Genomic DNA, 17,352 nt, shown 5'->3' with positions numbered 1-17,352 from the left:
GCCAGGGCGGTGACTGCGGCGAACCGGACGGTGCGAAGGAGCCGTGGGAGCGCGGAGGTTTTCGAGCGGCGGTTGGGGCGGCGGCGGGACATCGGCTTCACTGTAAGGACACGTTACCTATCAGATCACCGATGCCCCAATGCCCTTAACAGATCATTGCGAAAACGGATCCGAAACGAGATTTACAGACGAAACCAAAGCGTAGCTATACCCAAGAAGGAGAAAAATCCGACGATATCGGTGATGCTCGTCACGAAGGGGCCTGAGGAGACGGCCGGATCGACGCCAAGTCGGTCCAGGGCGAGCGGTACGAAAATCCCGCCGAGCGCTGCAAAGAGCAGCACGCTGATCATTGCCAGCCCGATCACGAAGCCGATCTGGGCGGTCTGGAACCAGATTGCGGCGATCATTCCCATGATGAGCGCAAAGACCACCCCGTTGAGCAGGCCGACCACCGCCTCGCGGCGGATGATGCGCCAGGCATTCGCGCGCCCGAGTTCGCGGGTGGCCAGCGCGCGGACGGCGACCGTCATGGTTTGCGTGCCCGCATTGCCGCCCATGGAAGCGACGATCGGCATTAGGATCGCGAGCGCCACCATCCGTTCGAGCGATTCCTCGAACAGGCCGATGACATTGGCGGCGACAAGCGCGGTGCACATGTTGGCGAAGAGCCAGGGAAAGCGGCTCCGCTGGGTATAGAGGACGGTGTCCGAGAGTTCTTCCTCCGAGTTCACGCCGCCGAGCGCCTTGATGTCCGCGTCGGCCTCTTCCTCGAGAACGTCGACGATGTCGTCGACCATCATGACGCCGACGAGCCGGTTGGCCTCGTCGACCACGGCGGCGGAGACGAGGTTGTAGCGCTCGAACAGGCGCGCCACCTCTTCCTGGTGCTGCGTCGCCTCGACCCGGTCGGGCTCGTCGTCCATGATCTCCTGGATCGTGACCGGGCGCTTGCTGCGCAAGAGTCTGTCGAGAGCGACCGCGCCGAGGAGATGGCCGGCCGGGTCGATGACGAAAATCTCGTAGAAGGTTTCCGGCAGATCTGCCGTGTCGCGCATGAAGTCGATCGTCTGCCCCACGGTCCAGAAAGGGGGCACGGCGATGAACTCGGTCTGCATGCGCCGGCCGGCGCTGTCTCCCGGATAATCGAGGGAGCGCTGGAGCGCGACGCGCTCTATGGCCGGAAGCTGGTCGAGAACCTCCGCCTTTTCCTCTTCGTCGAGACTTTCGAGAATCGTGACCGCATCGTCCGAATCGAGCTCGCGGACGCCCTCGGCCACGGTCGAGGTTTCGAGCTCTTCGAGAATCTCCTCGCGGACGGCGTCATCGACCTCGGTGAGGGCGGTGAAGTCGAAGGCGGAGCCGAGAAGCTCGATCAGGCGCGGACGGTATTCCGCCGCCAGGGCCTCGAGGAGGTCGCCGAGATCGGATTCGTGAAAATCCTCGACAAGATGCTGAAGCCGATCCGAGTCCGATGCCTCGATGGCATCGGTCATGGCTTCCAGGAAGTGCGGGTTGATGTCGCCGCTCTCGTCCCTGAAGTGCAGAAGCTCGACCTCTGTGCCATGGGGCGGCGTCTGGTTTTCGACGTCCTGCATGAGCCTGTCCTCAGAAGCGATCCGGGGCCTTTTAGGCGTGCGCCGCGACCAGCACAATGCGCCGTAAAGACGAGATGGATGAGTCGGTTAGGAGCAGTTTCTGCGAAGCTGATTCAGTCTTTTCAGGAAGCTGCGCCGGCGGGCGAGAGATTCGGGTGAAGCGATTGTGAATGCTAGAGCATCGTGCGCAAAAGTGGACCCGGTTTTGTGGCCACACGATACTCTCATCAAAGGAGAAAGCATCGGATGATCCTAAAAGTGGAAGCCACTTTCAGGTCCGAGGCTTTAGTGAAGCGGCTTCACGCCAAGATGACAACCGCGCACAGGCAACAAAAAAGGCCCCGCTTGCGGGGCCTTTTTTGTTGTGCCCTAAGGCATCTTGAAGGTTTGGTGCGGTCGAGAGGACTCGAACCTCCACGGGTCTCCCCGCTACCACCTCAAGGTAGTGCGTCTACCAATTCCGCCACGACCGCGAAACCTTCAAGGCCAAGGTTATTTCCCTGGCGAGGCGGTGGCTATACAAGATCGGTTGCGCCACCGCAAGTCCATCCGGCGAAGACTTTCAGCACTATCGAAGACTGGCTCCGAGAGGCCGTGCTGCGCCGAGCGAACGGGGTCCCTATAGCTTCCCGATTTCGTTTCGTCCACCGGGAAAGGCATGGTTGACCCCAATGTGGTTCCGGGACCAAAACGTTCTTAATTTATCGTTGACGATGAGGGGTGTTTTTACGTGTCGAGCCTTCGCGACAATCTGGCCGATGCCTTCCTGGCCGAGAGCGGTTCCGAGCCGGTGGACTGGGTCGTCGCGGAGGGTCTGACGGGCTACGAGGAGGCCGTTGCCTTCATGGAGGCCCGCGCGGCCGCGATCGCCGAGGGGCAGGCCCGCGAGCTGGTCTGGCTCGTGGAGCATCCGCCGCTCTATACGGCGGGCACCTCGGCCAAGGGGAGCGATCTCGTCGAGCCCGATCGGTTCCCAGTGTTCCAGTCGGGGCGCGGCGGACAATACACCTATCATGGGCCGGGCCAGCGGGTGGCCTATGTGATGCTCGACCTCAAGCGCCGACAGCCGGACCTGCGCCGCTTCGTGGCGGCGCTGGAGGCTTGGCTGATCGCAACGCTGGCCGAGTTCAACATCCGCGGCGAGCGGCGTGACGACCGGGTCGGCGTATGGGTGCGGCGACCGGACAAGGGCGAATCCGTCGAAGACAAGATCGCCGCCATCGGCATCCGAGTCCGCCGCTGGGTCAGCTTTCACGGCATCAGCCTCAACGTGGAGCCCGATCTCTCGCATTTTTCGGGAATCGTACCTTGCGGGGTGCGTCAGCACGGGGTCACGAGCCTCGTCGATCTCGGGATTCCGGTGACCATGCCGGAGGTCGATGCAGTGATGCGCAAGACCTTCGAAGGCATCTTCGGGCCGACCGAAAGAGCGGGTGCCCCGTTGCTTTCGGGCAACTGACGCCCGGTTTTCCACTCCCGATGTTACATGGCTTCTCGTCAAAGCCGCTTCGTGCTCTAAGCTTGTCCAAAGGGTGACAATCGGCGGACAACGACATGCATCGCGCAATCCTTGCTTCTCTCCTCGCTCTGGCCGCCTCGGCCTGCTCCTTCAACCCAAGTCCGGCCGAGCGCGTTCTCATCGTCGATTCTCCGGCTGATGTGCGTCACTGTACCCGCCTTGGCGAGGTGAGCCCCACTACTCCCACCGTTCCCGGTTTCGGCTCCGCCCTGGAGGGCATGCTGGAAACCACTTTCGTGATGAACGGCACCCATCTTTATCTGGAGAAGCGCTCAAACGATTGGCTGCTCGTGCGCGGCATCGCCTATGCATGCGGGAAGAAGGTCGTTCGCGAGCCGGTGATCCGCGCAAAGGGGTAAGGCCCCCGGAGCCGGGCATGCTCCACGTGCCTCGGGCCGTGATTGTCCATTCGTGCCCTTGGAATGAACCAGGGTTTCAGCGCCAGGGAGCCTGACGACGTGCCTGTCATCGCTACATCCGCCGATCTCGCATCGGAAGCCGCCCGGGCGAACCGGGACGCCTGGGCCGACCTGTCCCGCGAACTCGCCGCCAAACGCGCGGCGGTGGCGGAAGGCGGTCCCGCGAAAGCGCGGGAGCGGCATCTCGCGCGGGGCAAGCTCCTGCCGCGGGAGCGCGTGACACGGCTTCTCGATCCCGGCGCTCCGTTCCTCGAACTCGGCGGACTTGCCGCCCACGGCATGTATGACGACGCGATCCACGGGGCCGGCATCATCACCGGCATCGGGCGCGTTTCCGGCCGCGAGGTCATGATCGTCTGCAACGATTCGACCATCAAGGGCGGCACCTACTATCCGATGACGGTGAAGAAACACCTCCGTGCTCAGGAGATCGCCCGGGAGAACCGTCTGCCCTGCATCTACCTGGTCGATTCGGGCGGCGCGAACCTGCCGCACCAGACCGAGGTTTTTCCAGATCGGGAGCATTTCGGGCGCATCTTCTACAATCAGGCGACCCTGTCCTCGATGGGCATCCCGCAGATCGCCTGCGTCATGGGCTCTTGCACGGCGGGCGGGGCCTATGTGCCCGCCATGTCGGACGAGACGATCATCGTCAGGCGGCAGGGCACCATCTTTCTCGGCGGGCCACCCCTCGTGAAGGCCGCCACCGGGGAGGTGGTCTCAGCCGAGGATCTCGGCGGGGCCGACGTTCACGCCCGCCAATCCGGCGTGGCGGATCATTATGCGACGGACGATGTCCATGCGCTGGCCATCGTGCGTCGCATCGTCGGAACGCTGAACACGCGAAAGACGGTTGATCTCGATCTCTCAGAACCGGTCAAGCCGAAATATGCGATCGAGGATCTTGACGCCATCGTCCCGACCGACCTCAAGAAGCAATACGATATCCGCGAGGTCATCGCGCGCCTCGTGGACGGCTCCGAGTTCGACGAGTTCAAGCGCCTCTACGGCACGACGCTGGTTACGGGCTTCGCGCGTCTCTGGGGCATGCCGGTCGGCATCATCGCCAATAACGGCATCCTGTTCTCGGAGAGCGCGCTGAAAGGTGCGCATTTCATCGAGCTGTGCTGCCAGCGGCGCATCCCGCTGCTCTTCCTGCAGAACATCTCCGGCTTCATGGTTGGCCGCCAATACGAGGCGGGCGGCATCGCCAAGGATGGCGCGAAGCTCGTCACGGCAGTGGCCTGCGCCCAGGTGCCGAAGATCACGCTGCTCGTCGGCGGCTCCTTCGGCGCAGGCAATTACGGCATGTGCGGCCGGGCCTATTCCCCGCGTTTCCTCTTCACATGGCCGAATTCGCGCATCTCGGTGATGGGCGGGGAGCAGGCGGCGAGCGTTCTCGCTACCGTGCGGCGCGACAATATCGAGGCCGAGGGCAAGACCTGGAGCGCGGAAGAAGAGGAGGCCTTCAAGGCGCCCATCCGCGAGAGATACGAGGAGGAGGGCAGTCCCTATCACGCCACGGCCCGCCTTTGGGACGACGGCATTATCCTGCCCTCCGAGACCCGGCGCGTCCTGGCGCTGGCCTTCTCGGCCACGCTCAACGCACCCGTGCCGGAGACGAAATTCGGCGTGTTCAGGATGTAAGCACCCTCCTTACGCAAGGGCTTGGGCGCGTTCGGAACAAGCTGGGCCGGGCGGGCTTTTCATGGAATGGCCACGACGTTGCCCGACAGCACCCGTCTTCGCTACGCCGAGCGGATCACGCGGATGGGCGGGTGTGATGATCCCCGTATCGAGCAGGCTTTCGCCGCGGTGCCTCGCGAGAACTTCCTCCCACCGCCGCCCTGGACCCTCATCTGCGCCGGCACCGCGATTCAATCGGCCGAGCTGGCGGATGTCTACGAAAACGTCCTCGTCGCCATCTCCCGCGAGCGCGGTATCAATAACGGCGAGCCGGCGCTCCATGCCGCATGGCTTTCGGCCGTCAGCCCGCAACCGGGCGATACCGTGATCCATGTCGGGGCGGGCACGGGCTATTACACCGCCATTCTCTCGCTGCTTGTCCAGCCCGGCGGCCGTGTGGAGGCTTACGAATACCAGCAGGACCTCGCTGACGCCGCCGCTCGTAACCTTAAGGCTCATGCCGATATCACTGTTCATGCCGCATCCGCTCTCGGGAGAACGATGCCGGATGCGGATGTCATCTATGTCAATGCGGGCGTGGTGGCGCCCGATCCTGAATGGCTGAAGGCGCTCAGGCCGGGCGGACGCCTGATCTTTCCTTGGCAGCCGCATGGCGGGTGGGGGCCGGCCATACTTGTAATTCGCAAGCCGAACGGCTTTACGGTGAGCCGCCTGATGAATGTGGGTTTCATATCGTCCAGCGGCCAAAAGAAGATCCCGGTCAAGGGGTACGGCCCGATGGAAGGGGACATCGCCAGGACGCGATCGGTCTGGCTCACGGCCGATCGGCAGCCCGACCACTCGGCGACGGCAGTTTATGACGCCGTCTGGTTTTCATCTGAAAGTATTGATTAGAAGACGGTTTCGTCTCGACAAAAATGTTGCTTGTCGGCAACACCTTCAAACCTTCCACATCATGCCGCTCTTGGCCCGAGCTCTGCCAAGATGCCGCCATAAACGAAGCTCAACCCAAGAGCCTGATTAAACTGCTTCCAGTCCAACGCTTTAGAGCAAGGCGACCCGAGAAAGCAGAGCATTAAGCCTGATCGGCTTTTGCTTTTGTGAGTCGTTGCGTCGATGGCGTGGCACGTGGCAGATCACGATGGTTCCGTAACCTTTCGAAACCAACGTAAAAGGCCTGGTGGGGAAGAGCTTAAGTCTATGGATGCGCGCCTGATCGACAAGTCGAGATTGCCCAGCCGTCATGTGACGGAAGGGCCGGCTCGTGCGCCGCATCGCTCCTACCTCTATGCGATGGGTCTCACGAAGGAGCAGATCGGCCAGCCGCTCGTCGGCGTCGCCACCTGCTGGAACGAGGCCGCGCCCTGCAACATCTCCCTCATGCGTCAGGCCCAGGCCGTGAAGCAGGGGGTCGCCGCCGCCCGTGGCACACCGCGCGAATTCTGCACCATCACGGTGACCGACGGCATCGCCATGGGGCACCAGGGCATGAAGTCGTCGCTCCCGTCCCGCGAGGTGATCGCGGATTCGGTCGAGCTGACCATGCGCGGCCACTCCTACGACGCGCTGGTCGGCATGGCCGGCTGCGACAAGTCCCTTCCCGCCATGATGATGGCGATGGTGCGCCTCAACGTACCGTCGATCTTCATCTATGGCGGATCGATTCTTCCCGGCTCCTTCCGCGGACGCCCGGTGACCGTGCAGGATCTGTTCGAGGCCGTCGGCAAGCATTCGGTCGGCGAGATGTCGGACGAGGATCTGACGGAACTCGAGCAGGTCGCCTGTCCCTCTGCCGGCGCCTGCGGTGCGCAGTTCACCGCCAACACCATGGCGACGGTGTCCGAGGCCATCGGCCTCGCGCTGCCCTATTCGGCCGGTGCGCCCGCGCCCTATGAAATCCGCGACCGGTTCTGCTTCACGGCCGGCGAGATGATCATGGGACTCCTCGCCAGGAACATCCGCCCGCGCGATATCGTGACTCGCAAGGCGCTGGAGAACGCGGCGACGGTGGTCGCAGCCTCCGGCGGTTCCACCAACGCGGCCCTGCATCTTCCCGCCATCGCCCACGAGGCGGGCATCAAGTTCGACCTCTTCGACGTGGCCGAGATCTTCAGGCGCACGCCTTATGTGGCCGACCTGAAACCGGGCGGACGCTATGTGGCGAAGGATATGTTCGAGGTCGGCGGCATTCCGCTCCTCATGAAGACCCTGCTCGACAACGGCTATATGCACGGCGACGTGATGACCGTGACCGGCCGCACCATGGCGGAGAATCTCGCCTCCGTGAAATGGAACCCGGACCAGGACGTCGTCCGGCCCGCGAACAAGCCGATCACCCCGACCGGCGGCGTCGTCGGCCTGAAAGGAAACCTTGCTCCCGAGGGCGCGATCGTGAAGGTCGCGGGGATGCCCGTCGAGAAGCAGACTTTCCGCGGTCCGGCTCGCGTCTTCGATGGGGAGGAGGCTTGTTTCGAGGCCGTGTCCAAGCGCCGATACAAGGAAGGCGAGATTCTTGTGATCCGCTACGAGGGTCCGCGCGGCGGGCCCGGCATGCGCGAGATGCTGTCCACCACCGCGGCGCTCTATGGCCAGGGCATGGGTGACAAGGTTGCTCTCATCACCGATGGCCGTTTCTCGGGTGCAACCCGTGGCTTCTGCATCGGCCATGTGGGGCCGGAAGCGGCTGTCGGCGGGCCGATCGGCCTCCTGAAGGATGGGGACATCATCGTTCTCGACGCGATCAAGGGCACGATCGACGTCGAACTCTCTGAAGAGGAAGTGGCCCGTCGCCGCGCCGCATGGCAGCCGCGCGAAACGAGCTCGACCTCCGGCTACCTTTGGAAATATGCGCAAACCGTGGGGTCCGCGCGGGATGGGGCCGTAACCCATCCGGGCGGCGCCGCAGAAAAAGAAACCTATGCGGACGTCTAGACTCATCGCCGCCGTCTTTGGCGTGGCCGTCTTCGGCCCGGGCGCGGCCTTCGCGCTCGATGCCGCGCCGCGTCCGCAGCCACTGACGCCGGCCACCAAATACGGTTCGGCGCGCGAGGCGCTGCGCAACGGCATGCGCGACTACAATGCCGGAGACAAGCGGGGCGCGGCCCTGGCGCTGGAATACGCAGCCGGGCAGGGGCATACGCTCGCCTTGTGGAAACTCGGTCGCATGTATGCCGACGGCGACGGCGTTCAGCACGACGATCTGAAGGCCTTCGAGTATTTCTCCAAGCTCGCGGATCAGAACGCGGAAGAGAGCCCCGATTCCCCGAACGCTTCGGTGATATCGAGCGCTTTCGTGGCGCTCGGCACCTATTTCCTGGATGGCATCAAGGGCACCTACGTGAGCGCCAATCCGGTTCGCGCCGTCGAGATGTTCAACTACGCGGCCTCCTATTTCAGCGATTCGAACGCCCAGTACAATCTCGCACGGCTGTATCTCGAAGGGACCGGCGTCGATAAGGATGTCCGCCTCGCGGCCCGGTGGTTCAACCTTGCGGCGGAAAAGGGCCATCACGCATCCCAGGCGCTGTTGGGGCACTTGCTGATGAACGGCCAGGGCGTTCCGCGCCAGCGCGCCCGCGGCCTGATGTGGCTGACGCTTGCGCGCGAATCCATCGATCCCTCAAAGGACCAATGGATCGTGAAGCTCTATGACGAAGCTTTCGAGAATGCCGGGGAGAATGACCGTAAGCTCGCCCTTGCGCTGCTCGAGCAATATATGCAGTCCCGCCACTAGCGCATCGTGCGGAAAAGTGGACCCGGTTTTGTGGCCACACGATGCTCTCATCTGATGCTTTGGACTTCACGGCTGCCGGTCCCCAGCGGACCGGCTCCTAACAAAGCCCCCGGGCGGATCCGTCAGTCGATGTCGAGATCGACCATTACCGGCACATGGTCCGACGGCTTGTCCCAACCGCGCAATTCCTTGCGGATCGAAGCGGTCTTGAGCTTATCCTGAGCCTGCGGGGAAAGCAGGAGGTGGTCGATGCGGATGCCGTTGTTCCTCTGGAAGGCGCCAGCCTGATAATCCCAGAATGAATAGAGGCCGGGCTGGTCGTTGCAGGCGCGGACGGCGTCGCCCAGACCCAGATTCAGGAGTTCGCGAAACTTCGCCCGGCTTTCGGGCTGGTAGAGAGCATCGTTGAGCCATGCCGCCGGATCGGCCGCATCCTTCGGCTCGGGAATGACATTGTAATCGCCGCAGAGAACGAGCGGCTCTTCCAGGGCGAGGAGGCGGCGCGCATGGGCCTCGAGCCGATCCATCCAGGCAAGCTTGTAATGGAATTTCGGCGTGCCGATGGGGTTGCCGTTCGGCAGGTAGATCGATGCCACCCGCACCACGCCCGTCTCCGTCGAGACGACGCCTTCGAGATAACGGGCCTGCTCGTCGGTATCGTCTCCGGGCAGGCCGCGGCGGATGTCTTCGAGCGGACGCTTGGAAAGGATCGCGACGCCGTTATAGGCCTTCTGGCCATGGGTGGTGACGTTGTAGCCGAGCGCTTCGATCTCGCCACGCGGAAAGGCCTCGTCGACGCATTTCAGCTCCTGCAGGCAGACGACATCGGGCTCGGCGCTCTTCACGAAGGTGACAAGATGGTCCAGTCTCTGCTTGATAGAATTTACGTTCCAGGTCGCGATCCGCATCTTCTCTCGCTCTCGTTTTCAGACTCTCCTGTTTCATCGGACGTTCGCCAAAGACTGGCAAGGTGAAACCCGGATTCATCCCCACGGTTGCTCACATGGCCACCTCCTGGTTCTCGCCTGTCGACAATTACTGCGAGCGAATCGATGCCAGTTTCTGGTCCGAGCCGCTGAACGCCCTGACCAACGCCGCCTTCCTGATCGCCGCGGCTTTTGCCTTCGTGCAATGGCGACGAGCGGGCGCAAGGGATTGGCCGGCCCTGTGGCTGATCGCCGTCACAACCATCGTCGGCATCGGCAGCTTCCTCTTTCACACCTTTGCCGAGCGCTGGGCGCTTCTGGCCGATGTGCTGCCGATCGCCGTATTCATCTACAGCTATTTCTTCCTCGCCATGCGCCGATATTTGCGCCTTGGGGCGATTGCTGCGATTGCGGTGACGGTTCTGTTCGTTGCCTTGAACATATCTTTCGACCGCCTGTGGTTCGGCCTATTCCCGGCCTTCACCCTCAACGGTTCCGTCGGTTATCTTCCTGCCGCCCTTGCCCTGCTGGCGGTCGGAATGCTGTGCCTGATGAAAGGTGTCCTGGACGCTGGGAAGGCCCTTCTTCTGGCGGCGGGCGTATTTGCCGGATCTCTGGTTTTCCGCTCCGTCGACAGCGCCATCTGTTCCACGCTGCCGATGGGAACGCATTTTCTCTGGCATATGCTCAACGCCCTGGTTCTTTGGATTCTCATGAACGCTGCCATCGCTCACCGCCCCGGACACGACAGATGATCGAGGTTCACGGCTACGCCATCGTCTCCGATGACGACCGCATCGCCGATGAAAGCGGGCGGACGCCGGACATCCTGCGCAACGATGCCGACTGGGCCTATTTCCAGAAAGAGCTCGACAAGGCGGCCGTGACGGTGCTCGGGCGGCTCGGACATGAGGCCAATCCAAATCCGAGGGGACGCCGTCGCCTTATCCTGTCGTCCTCTTCATCCGGGCTGGAACAGCGCAGCGACGGTTGGTGGTGGAATCCGCAGGCCCTGTCGTGGAACGAGGCGATCGGCACCGTTCTTCCTGAAGGCGGGCGGGTCGCCGTGCCCGGGGGGCGAAGGGTCTTCGACCTCTTTCTCGATATCGGCTACGAGGCTTTTCACCTCTCGCGTGCCGAGGGCGTGAGGATTCCCTCTGGCGTCGCCGTTTTCTCCGCCTGCGAGCAGGGCTTGAGCGCCGACGCAGTGCTGTCGGGGAGGGGGCTGAAACCTAGCGCACGCGAGGTCCTGGATCCGAAAGTTCCGATCAGCTTGACCATATGGCGGCGCTGACCGGAAACCCTCGGCAAGTTTCGGGCGTTGACCCCTGCAATCCGATGTCGGGAGGGGTTATGCGATATCTCGCGATTTCAGCTGCGCTTGCGGCCAGTCTCATCGCAGGTGTGGCGCTTGCACAGTCCGGCGGGGGATCCGGAGGCGCTGCCGGAGGTGCCTCTTCCGGCGCAGGCTCGCCTTCATCCTCCGGTCAGTCCATGTCTCCAAGCCAGCCCATGTCCCCAGGCCAGTCCATGGCGCCGGGCTCCTCCGGCACGACGCCGCTTCCCCCTCCCGGAACCCAAGGAAGCAGCGGCCGCGCGATGGGCCCCGGCGCTACCGGGTCGGTAGCTCCCGGCACCAATAATCGCCCGACGGATCCTTCTGCCCTCGGTCCGACTGCTCGCGAGGATGAGATGGCCCGTCGCAATCAGGAGATCGATCGCCGGATCAAGCGTGGAATCTGCGTCGGCTGCTGAATTCACTCCGCGCTTGCCCGGTTGAGCTGCTCGATCGCGGAAGCGTCGAGCTTCAGCCGTGTGGCGGCAATCAGATCGTTCAATTGTTCGAGCCGGGTCGCGCTCGCGATGGGGGCGGTGATGCTCGGGCGCGCCATGAGCCAGGCCAGGGCGACCTGTGCGGGGCTGGCGTTGTAATGCAGGGCAACCTCATCGAGCGCCGCCAGGATGCGGTGCCCACGATCGGTAAGGTACTTGGTCATTCTGGCCCCGCGGACACTTTTCCCGAAATCCTTTTCCGAACGGTATTTTCCGGTCAGGAAGCCGCTGGCGAGGGAATAATAGGGAATGACATCGATTTTGTTTTCGACACAGACCGGCTCAAGCTCCTGCTCGTATTCGGCGCGGTCGAAGAGGTTGTAGAGGGGTTGCAGGCTATCGTAGCGCGGCAATCCCATCTTCGCGCTGATGGCGAGCGCTTCCTTCATTCGTGCGGCGCTGAAATTCGAAGCGCCGATCACGCGCACCTTGCCGGCGGCGATGAGATCCGCATAAGCACTCAAGGTTTCCTCCTGAGGCGTCTCGGAATCGTCCCGGTGGGACTGATAGAGATCGATATAGGAGGTCTGGAGGCGCTTCAGGGAATCTTCCACCGCTGCCTTGATACGGTCTTTCGACAGGCCTTTCTTGCTGGGGCCCATCTCCGAGCCGACCTTGGTTGCGATCACCACCTGATCCCGGTTGCCGCGGGCCTTCATCCACTTGCCGATGATGGTTTCCGACTCGCCGCCCTCGTGACCGGGGACCCAGCGGGAATAGACGTCCGCCGTATCGATGAAATTGCACCCCGCTTCGACGAAAGCATCGAGAATCTTGAACGAGGTAGGCTCGTCCGCCGTCCAGCCGAAGACGTTTCCGCCCAGGCAGAGGGGTGAAACCATGAGGTTCGAGCGGCCCAAACGACGCTTGTCCATTGTGATCTCCTGTTCGCAGCCGATCTGTATCAGGGGGAGAATATCTCAAGTGGGTATGAACTTGAGCAGCTTGGAACCCATGTTCTCTCAACCATTCGCGAATGCGCAATGACTCATTCCGGCCCGTCGTCGAAATCTGTGGGTTGTTGCCGGCGGCGTTTTCGAGCGGGGCCCTTCAGAAATCACCCTTGGAGAGGGCGAAGGAATGGGCGTCGGTCAATCACTGGGCCTGCTGTTGATCCCCAGCATAACGCCGAGCGCGGGTGGTAACGAGGCGACGGCGATTTCATGCGCGGAATGAACGGCATCACGAAGCAGAACGAGATTGCTGCGCTCTTTCGGATCGGCAGCGGCCTTACCGATGTCGGCAGGTGCGTGCTCTGCCAGCACGCGCGCGGTATGAAGCGCAAGGATGAGCGAAGCCCCCCTATCGCTTTGCGGGTTGACCATGAGCTGCCCCATGGCTTCCGCAGCTTTGAGATTGACGGCGATGGCCCGCATGGCACGTCCGCTGCGCCAGTCCTCCGCAAGAGTGGGGCGCACTTTGTCGATGCTCTTGCCCATGACGAGCCCGAGCTTCTGATTGTCGATGGTTTCGAACAGGGAGATGTAGTCCGTCGCGAGGCGGGTGAGAGCTTCGTCGACCTTTTTGGCATCGCCCTTCTCCAACTGGACGAGGGTGCCGTCCGGGCGATCCCATTCGTCCAGAACCTGGGCGCTGATGCGGGCAAGATTGCCCGCAATGGCCATGGCAAGGTTACAGCGATGCTTGGCCTCGTTCGATCCGCCCATGAAGGCGTGTACGGAATCGGGATCGTAGAGCAGCCGCTCCAGAGCCGAGAGGCCTTGCACGGCAGCGCTTGTCTGGGCGAAGTGCTCCGGTATCAGATCGTCGCTGCCTCTTCGCGACAGCAGAATGAACAACCCTCGTCCGACGACATTCCTGCGCTCGGGCCAGTGGGCCATGCGCTCGGCGCGTAAGTCCATGCCGATCGGGCCATAGTGCACGAATTCGACCCCCGACCAAGCGTCCGACGCCTTCTGATAGGCGATTTTCAGATTGCCGACCGCGCTCATGCGGGGCGCGGCACAGAAGCCGTTCCAGAGATCCTGTTCGGCCTTGGTTGTCATCCTCAGGTTTTCGTAACCGGGAACGATGAAGTCCTGTGCGACACGCATAAGCGTATCGTGCTGGCTGGAGTTGTCTTGGGCCAGGGCAGGACACGTGAGAGACAGGCAGAACACAGTGACGATTATCGGCAGACGCATGGCGCTTCTCACAACGTTTGCAGGAACTCGGTTTGCAGGAACTCGACCGTTTTATTCCTCTCCGCCCCAGACAAAGACAGAAAATTGTCCTTGATAGGGCGGCTTCTCCTTCATGAAAGCGGACAGCCTGGTTCATTCACGCAAGGAGGCTTGAGCTCTCGGCCGTTATGCCAAAGCCTTCCAATCATCCATGCTGTCGGAAAGGTATCATGCACCCTCTCCGGATCGCGCAGGATGAGGCCGAGCGTCGCTCGCCTACAAGCTCGCCATGGAAGAGCCTGGATGCTTCAAAAGGGCTGCGCTGAAACGGGGGGCACAAACGCCTCTGGGATCACGTCTTTTCCTCCGCGGGATACGTTTGAGAGTAGAACGGCGCGGAAGGCCAGCGGTGCTTCAGCAGAGCTCATGATATGATCGTCGAACCGGCAATGTCTTAAACAGTCAGGTGTCCAGTTGGAGATGACGATGCCAGAACTGGTTCGCGAGTGGCCCCGCCTGCTGGAGCGCGTCTTGACTCAGATTCGTCCAGTCGCCGGCTGTGCGGGCCGTTATATGGCTGAGGTCGATTTGTCGGAGGACGAGTTGCGGGCGCTGAACTTGTTCGAAGCCAGCGCCCGCCATGAGCACGTCTCTTTCAAGGATCCACTCACCTCCGAGGAATATTTCGCCTATCTCAACACGCCGATTGGTCTGGGCAAACCTCAGAATGAGGGTGGCTGCATCGCCCGTGTGCGCATATCGTTCACGGCGGTGCAACGCATCAGGCCGGTGGAGGCACGTTCGGACGTTCTGCGCGAGTCCTGACGAGGTAGGGCCTCCACGGCCTGTCCATCAGATTATTGGACAATTTCGATCACCTGCCGGGTCTGCGGATCGACCAGGACAGTCTGCCCGTTCACGATGGTATAGCTGTAAGGGGTTTGCAGGCCGACGCTGGCCGGCACGGGATAGACCCTCACGCGGGTCGGCAATGCTTGGCCGATTGCCACCGGTTCCTCGACGCGGATCGAGGGGCGGCGTTGAGCGACCACAAGAGTGCGGACCCGCGTAGACTCCTCGGCGCTGAGAACTCCGCCCGCCGTTGCGCCCGCGACACCGCCCACGACAGCACCGACAGGGCCGCCGACGACGGCGCCTGCCACCGCACCGCCTGCTGCGCCCGTAGTGGGGCCCGATTGGCAAGCAGCCAGGGGAAGAGTGAGAATGGCGAGCGTCGCGGCCGCGTGTAGGACATGATGGCGCATGGCGGATTCCTTTCCGATTGGCACGGGGCGAACGCCCCGTGATGAGGTCGGTTCCGCCGCCGTGAAAAGAGGAGATTCCCTGAAGAGTGCGCTTCTGCCCGCTCTGAGGTATGATGAGGGGCAATCCGATGCTGAGGCTGCATGTCGTCCGGTCATGCGCCTGAGCCGAGCATGGAGGCGGCCATGGGACGGAAATTCATCGATTGCCGTGAAGTACCCAGCGACGTGAAATGCAGCCTCGCTCTTGTGGCGGATACGGAGGGCGAATTGCTGGAGGCGGCGGTTCAGCATGCGGTGACCGTGCATCACCACCAGGATACGCCCGAATTGCGCAGCCAGATCAGAAGCGCCATGCATGACGGTTCGCCTCCGGCAGCAGCGCCGCGTCGCTCCGCTTGAGCCGGGAAGAACGATTCCAGGCGTTCTCGATTGGCCTCACGTCCGCCGAGCGTCCCCTTCGATGGCGGCGGTCATGACCGCCACCATCGCAGTGATGGGTCTGCTTATGTGATGACGTCGGGCGCAGTGCGGCCGGTGCGCTCGCGGATGCCGGCGATGGCATCGGCCGCGGCGATCACGTCGGAGAGCATCTCTTGCGGGTCGTGGTCGTGGCGTGAGGGATCGGACTCGAATGTCTCGAGATACACACGCAGTGTCGCACCTTCCGTCCCAGTGCCGGACAGGCGGAATACCGCCCGCGCGCCGTTGGCGAACAGCACCCGCACGCCCTGCTGGCGGGTCACCGATTGGTCGGTCGGATCCTGATAGGCGAAGTCGTCTGCTGCCTTTACGGTCAGGCCGGCGAAGGTCTTTCCGGGCAGGCTCGCCAGGCTGGTACGCAGATCCGCCATGAGCCTGTCGCCGGTGGCAATGTCGATGCCCTCGTAATCGTGGCGTGTGTAATAGTCCCGCCCATAAGTCTTCCAATGTTCCTTCAGAATCGCGGCGATCGGCTCGCCGCGCGCGGCGATGATATCGAGCCAGAGCAGGATAGCCCAGAGCCCGTCCTTCTCGCGCACATGGGCCGAGCCGGTACCGGCGCTCTCTTCGCCGCAGATCGTGACGCGGCCGGCATCGAGGAGGTTGCCGAAGAACTTCCAGCCGGTCGGAGTCTCGAACAATTCGACCCCGCGCTTCTCCGCCACCCGGTCGGCGGCGCGGCTGGTCGGCATCGAGCGGGCAATGCCCTTGAGGCCGCCCGCATAACCCTTGGTATGATGGATGTTGGCCGCGAGCACGGCAAGGCTGTCGGAGGGCGAGACCGAGATGCCGCGGCCCAGCACGATATTGCGGTCGCCGTCGCCATCCGAGGCTGCGCCCATATCGGGCGCCTCGGCCGAGAACATGAGGCGAAACAGCTCCGCGGCATGGACCGGATTGGGATCGGGATGATGGCCGCCGAAATCGGGCAGGGGAGTGGCGTTGATCACGGTGCCTGCGGGGGCGCCGAGCGCGCCCTCGAGGATCGCCTTGGCGTAGGGGCCGGTGACCGCATGCATGGCGTCGAAGCGGAGCGTGAAGCCGGAGGCGAACAGCTTGCTGATCCGGTCGAAATCGACCAGTGTCTGCATCAGGGTGACGTAATCGGCGACCGGATCGACGATCTCGACGATCATGCCGCCGAGCCTGCTTTCGCCGAGCGTGCCGAGCGCGGGCGCGTTCTCGTCGAGGATGCGATATTCTGTGAGCGCCGTGGTGCGGGCGAAGATTGCATCGGTGGTGGATTCCGGCGCCGGTCCGCCATTGGCGATGTTGAACTTGAGGCCGAAATCGCCGTCTTCGCCGCCGGGATTGTGGCTCGCCGACAGGACGAGGCCACCGAAGGCTTTGCGCTTGCGGATCAGGTTCGAGGCCGCCGGCGTGGAGAGCATGCCGTTCTGGCCGACGATGGCGCGTTCGGCGCCATTGGCGGCGAGCATGCGCAGGATGATGGCGATGGCCTGATCGTTGAAGAAGCGGCCGTCGCCGCCGACCACGAGGGTGCGGCCCTCGACCCCGCCGACGCCCTCGATCACGGCCTGGACGTAGTTCTCGAGATAGCCCGGCTGCCTGAACACGGCGGTCTTCTTGCGAAGGCCGGAGGTACCGGGCTTCTGACCTGCGATCGGCGCCGTGGAAACAGTCGCGACACTCATTCCTCGTATCCTTCCCATCGGCCTCTCGCAGGCCCGTTCGATATATGATCCGCCGAAAAGGTTACGGCTCGGCGACAAAAATCATATGCTCCTTCAATAAGTGAGAGCGGGACCGGACGCAAAACCGGATTCCTCTTTTCCAAGGATCCCGTCG

General features: G+C 62.8%; 17 protein-coding genes and 1 tRNA gene. 11 read left to right on the top strand and 7 right to left on the bottom strand.

What is annotated here, in order from left to right; genetic code table 11:
• Positions 1-182: 182 nt before the first annotated feature.
• Entirely contained in the window at positions 183-1,598 is a 1,416-nt protein-coding gene (gene mgtE, locus AB4Y97_RS17245) for a magnesium transporter (protein WP_442000277.1), read from the bottom strand.
• 388 nt (positions 1,599-1,986) lie between these two features.
• Positions 1,987-2,071 (bottom strand) — tRNA-Leu (locus tag AB4Y97_RS17240).
• Positions 2,072-2,328: 257 nt separating this feature from the next.
• On the opposite strand from AB4Y97_RS17240, the gene lipB reads away from it, so the two are divergent.
• From lipB to AB4Y97_RS17210, 6 genes are all read left to right on the top strand, one after another.
• Positions 2,329-3,057 carry a lipoyl(octanoyl) transferase LipB gene (gene lipB / locus AB4Y97_RS17235; RefSeq protein WP_442000276.1) on the top strand — a complete coding sequence of 243 codons (729 nt, stop codon included), beginning with the start codon at positions 2,329-2,331 and terminating at the stop codon, positions 3,055-3,057.
• Positions 3,058-3,152: 95 nt separating this feature from the next.
• A complete protein-coding gene (locus AB4Y97_RS17230) occupies positions 3,153-3,476 on the top strand; it encodes a hypothetical protein (protein WP_442000275.1) in 324 nt (107 codons plus the stop codon).
• Positions 3,477-3,575: 99 nt separating this feature from the next.
• A complete protein-coding gene (locus AB4Y97_RS17225) occupies positions 3,576-5,183 on the top strand; it encodes a carboxyl transferase domain-containing protein (RefSeq protein ID WP_442000274.1) in 1,608 nt (535 codons plus the stop codon).
• Positions 5,184-5,249: 66 nt separating this feature from the next.
• On the top strand, positions 5,250-6,077 hold the full coding sequence (locus AB4Y97_RS17220) for a protein-L-isoaspartate O-methyltransferase family protein (RefSeq protein WP_442000273.1): 828 nt from the start codon (positions 5,250-5,252) through the stop codon (positions 6,075-6,077).
• A gap of 306 nt (positions 6,078-6,383) precedes the next feature.
• Positions 6,384-8,114, top strand: coding sequence for a dihydroxy-acid dehydratase (gene ilvD, locus AB4Y97_RS17215; RefSeq protein WP_442000272.1), 1,731 nt, complete (start codon positions 6,384-6,386; stop codon positions 8,112-8,114).
• A complete protein-coding gene (locus AB4Y97_RS17210) occupies positions 8,101-8,916 on the top strand; it encodes a tetratricopeptide repeat protein (RefSeq protein WP_442000271.1) in 816 nt (271 codons plus the stop codon). The genes ilvD and AB4Y97_RS17210 overlap by 14 nt, the downstream gene beginning before the upstream one ends.
• Before the next feature lie 122 nt (positions 8,917-9,038).
• On the opposite strand, the gene xth is transcribed toward AB4Y97_RS17210, so the two are convergent.
• A complete protein-coding gene (xth, locus tag AB4Y97_RS17205; protein ID WP_442000270.1) occupies positions 9,039-9,824 on the bottom strand; it encodes an exodeoxyribonuclease III in 786 nt (261 codons plus the stop codon).
• A 95-nt stretch (positions 9,825-9,919) separates the two neighbouring features.
• Between xth and AB4Y97_RS17200 the strand changes: the two genes are divergently transcribed.
• The 3 genes from AB4Y97_RS17200 to AB4Y97_RS17190 are packed head-to-tail and all read left to right on the top strand — an operon-like array spanning position 9,920 to position 11,597.
• On the top strand, positions 9,920-10,597 hold the full coding sequence (locus tag AB4Y97_RS17200) for a ceramidase domain-containing protein (RefSeq protein WP_442000269.1): 678 nt from the start codon (positions 9,920-9,922) through the stop codon (positions 10,595-10,597).
• The gene (locus AB4Y97_RS17195; RefSeq protein WP_442000268.1) at positions 10,594-11,136 is read left to right on the top strand and encodes a hypothetical protein; all 543 of its coding nucleotides are present in this window, start codon (positions 10,594-10,596) and stop codon (positions 11,134-11,136) included. Before AB4Y97_RS17200 ends, AB4Y97_RS17195 begins: the two co-directional genes overlap by 4 nt.
• A gap of 59 nt (positions 11,137-11,195) precedes the next feature.
• Positions 11,196-11,597, top strand: coding sequence for a hypothetical protein (locus AB4Y97_RS17190; protein WP_442000267.1), 402 nt, complete (start codon positions 11,196-11,198; stop codon positions 11,595-11,597).
• A gap of 2 nt (positions 11,598-11,599) precedes the next feature.
• On the opposite strand, the gene AB4Y97_RS17185 is transcribed toward AB4Y97_RS17190, so the two are convergent.
• Complete coding sequence (locus tag AB4Y97_RS17185; protein WP_442000266.1) at positions 11,600-12,550, bottom strand: aldo/keto reductase; 951 nt, start codon at positions 12,548-12,550, stop codon at positions 11,600-11,602.
• A 216-nt stretch (positions 12,551-12,766) separates the two neighbouring features.
• The gene (locus AB4Y97_RS17180) at positions 12,767-13,819 is read right to left on the bottom strand and encodes an imelysin family protein (protein WP_442000265.1); all 1,053 of its coding nucleotides are present in this window, start codon (positions 13,817-13,819) and stop codon (positions 12,767-12,769) included.
• A gap of 465 nt (positions 13,820-14,284) precedes the next feature.
• On the opposite strand from AB4Y97_RS17180, the gene AB4Y97_RS17175 reads away from it, so the two are divergent.
• The gene (locus tag AB4Y97_RS17175) at positions 14,285-14,623 is read left to right on the top strand and encodes a hypothetical protein (RefSeq protein ID WP_442000264.1); all 339 of its coding nucleotides are present in this window, start codon (positions 14,285-14,287) and stop codon (positions 14,621-14,623) included.
• A gap of 32 nt (positions 14,624-14,655) precedes the next feature.
• On the opposite strand, the gene AB4Y97_RS17170 is transcribed toward AB4Y97_RS17175, so the two are convergent.
• The gene (locus tag AB4Y97_RS17170; protein WP_442000263.1) at positions 14,656-15,063 is read right to left on the bottom strand and encodes a DUF1236 domain-containing protein; all 408 of its coding nucleotides are present in this window, start codon (positions 15,061-15,063) and stop codon (positions 14,656-14,658) included.
• Positions 15,064-15,246: 183 nt separating this feature from the next.
• Between AB4Y97_RS17170 and AB4Y97_RS17165 the strand changes: the two genes are divergently transcribed.
• The gene (locus AB4Y97_RS17165; RefSeq protein WP_442000262.1) at positions 15,247-15,462 is read left to right on the top strand and encodes a DUF1059 domain-containing protein; all 216 of its coding nucleotides are present in this window, start codon (positions 15,247-15,249) and stop codon (positions 15,460-15,462) included.
• Positions 15,463-15,566: 104 nt separating this feature from the next.
• Here AB4Y97_RS17165 and AB4Y97_RS17160 read toward each other — a convergent pair whose 3' ends face one another.
• Entirely contained in the window at positions 15,567-17,198 is a 1,632-nt protein-coding gene (locus tag AB4Y97_RS17160) for an alpha-D-glucose phosphate-specific phosphoglucomutase (RefSeq protein WP_442000261.1), read from the bottom strand.
• Positions 17,199-17,352: the final 154 nt, after the last annotated feature.

Source organism: Microvirga sp. 2TAF3, assembly GCF_052114965.1.
Classification (GTDB): domain Bacteria; phylum Pseudomonadota; class Alphaproteobacteria; order Rhizobiales; family Beijerinckiaceae; genus Microvirga.
This window is presented reverse-complemented; position numbering and strand designations above follow the sequence as displayed.

Coding starts and splice junctions, on each gene's coding strand:
- mgtE (WP_442000277.1), bottom strand. CDS start 1,598: ATGCAGGACGTCGAAAACCAGACGCCGCCCCATGGCACAGAGGTCGAG.
- AB4Y97_RS17230 (WP_442000275.1), top strand. CDS start 3,153: ATGCATCGCGCAATCCTTGCTTCTCTCCTCGCTCTGGCCGCCTCGGCC.
- AB4Y97_RS17220 (WP_442000273.1), top strand. CDS start 5,250: ATGGCCACGACGTTGCCCGACAGCACCCGTCTTCGCTACGCCGAGCGG.
- ilvD (WP_442000272.1), top strand. CDS start 6,384: ATGGATGCGCGCCTGATCGACAAGTCGAGATTGCCCAGCCGTCATGTG.
- AB4Y97_RS17210 (WP_442000271.1), top strand. CDS start 8,101: ATGCGGACGTCTAGACTCATCGCCGCCGTCTTTGGCGTGGCCGTCTTC.
- xth (WP_442000270.1), bottom strand. CDS start 9,824: ATGCGGATCGCGACCTGGAACGTAAATTCTATCAAGCAGAGACTGGAC.
- AB4Y97_RS17200 (WP_442000269.1), top strand. CDS start 9,920: ATGGCCACCTCCTGGTTCTCGCCTGTCGACAATTACTGCGAGCGAATC.
- AB4Y97_RS17195 (WP_442000268.1), top strand. CDS start 10,594: ATGATCGAGGTTCACGGCTACGCCATCGTCTCCGATGACGACCGCATC.
- AB4Y97_RS17190 (WP_442000267.1), top strand. CDS start 11,196: ATGCGATATCTCGCGATTTCAGCTGCGCTTGCGGCCAGTCTCATCGCA.
- AB4Y97_RS17185 (WP_442000266.1), bottom strand. CDS start 12,550: ATGGACAAGCGTCGTTTGGGCCGCTCGAACCTCATGGTTTCACCCCTC.
- AB4Y97_RS17180 (WP_442000265.1), bottom strand. CDS start 13,819: ATGCGTCTGCCGATAATCGTCACTGTGTTCTGCCTGTCTCTCACGTGT.
- AB4Y97_RS17175 (WP_442000264.1), top strand. CDS start 14,285: ATGCCAGAACTGGTTCGCGAGTGGCCCCGCCTGCTGGAGCGCGTCTTG.
- AB4Y97_RS17170 (WP_442000263.1), bottom strand. CDS start 15,063: ATGCGCCATCATGTCCTACACGCGGCCGCGACGCTCGCCATTCTCACT.
- AB4Y97_RS17165 (WP_442000262.1), top strand. CDS start 15,247: ATGGGACGGAAATTCATCGATTGCCGTGAAGTACCCAGCGACGTGAAA.
- AB4Y97_RS17160 (WP_442000261.1), bottom strand. CDS start 17,198: ATGAGTGTCGCGACTGTTTCCACGGCGCCGATCGCAGGTCAGAAGCCC.